Below are 616 nucleotides of genomic sequence, written 5' to 3' on the forward strand. Positions count from 1 at the left end.
TTCGACAAGGTCGAGGAACTGGGCAGCGCGCGACAGGCGCTCTGCTGGCTCCACGAGTACAATCTCGATCTGCCGGTGAAGCAGACCAGCGGCGACACGGCCTGGCGGCGACCAAGCTACTCCGCCATCCACCGGATCATTGAGAACCCGGTCTTCGGCGGCGCCTATGCCTATGGTAAGACGGCTGTGGCGGCGGGATACAGCGCCGCAGGCGTGAGCGTGAAGATCCGCCGCAAGGCGCGGAACGAATGGCTGGCGCTGAAGCCCAACACCCACGAAGGGTATGTGAGCTGGGAGAGGTTCGAGGCGATCCGCACTATGGTCAGCAGCAACATTCCCGTCGGCCGGCATCACGGCGCGCCCAAGCATGGTGACGGGCTGCTGGCCGGCCTGATCCGGTGCAAGCGCTGCGGCCGCAAGCTCACACTCCGATGCTCCGGCATGAAGCACCATATCCCGCGCTACAGCTGCAGCCGCGCCTGGATGGACAATGGTGGCCCTCACTGCATCGGCTTCGGCGGACTGCGCGTCGATGATGCAGTCGAGGAAGCGCTGCTTGGCGTCGTCGGTCCGGGCGCTATCGCCGCTGCAACCGCGGCCGCCAAGGAAGCCAGGG

1 protein-coding gene is annotated in these 616 nt (G+C 66.1%); it reads left to right on the plus strand.

The window, feature by feature from the left end:
• Positions 1 to 616, plus strand: a 616-nt coding sequence (locus tag IVB36_RS04105) for a recombinase family protein (RefSeq protein ID WP_247390747.1), incomplete at both ends; no start/stop codon positions are given.

It is taken from the genome of Bradyrhizobium sp. 35 (genome assembly GCF_023073215.1).
In the GTDB taxonomy this organism is placed as follows: Bacteria; Pseudomonadota; Alphaproteobacteria; order Rhizobiales; family Xanthobacteraceae; genus Bradyrhizobium; species Bradyrhizobium canariense_D.